General features: G+C 65.0%; 1 pseudogene. It reads right to left on the reverse strand.

Annotated features, from left to right (window positions below):
• Positions 1–178 (reverse strand): annotated as a pseudogene (locus tag UK12_RS45365) (PHP domain-containing protein); the annotation flags it as partial.
• Positions 179–357 lie beyond the last annotated feature (179 nt).

Below are 357 nucleotides of genomic sequence, written 5' to 3' on the forward strand. Positions count from 1 at the left end.
CTCGATGTCGATGCCGTGGTCCATCAGCTCCAGGAAGTAGTTCTCCTTGCCGAAGATGTCCTGGTAGGCGCCGGCGGCCTTGACCGCCTCGTCGTACTGGCCGAGCCGCAGCCGGGTCTGCACCTCGCCTGACAGGCAGCCGGTGGTGGCGATGATGCCCCTCGCGTTCGGCCCCAGGCGTCCTGGGCAGGCCCGGGGCCCAGAAGACCTGATTCTTATGGAACCGAGACGCGGGTGCGATGTACGCCGCGATGGCGGTAAGCGGCTTGACTGTGCAGTCCTTGGCCTTTTGAACGAAGCCGTAGGCCCCGAACAGTTTGCCGTGGTAGCTAATCGCCCCCGCACGCATGACCTACC

The sequence above is a fragment of the Saccharothrix sp. ST-888 genome, from assembly GCF_000955975.1.
Lineage (GTDB): Bacteria > Actinomycetota > Actinomycetes > Streptomycetales > Streptomycetaceae > Kitasatospora.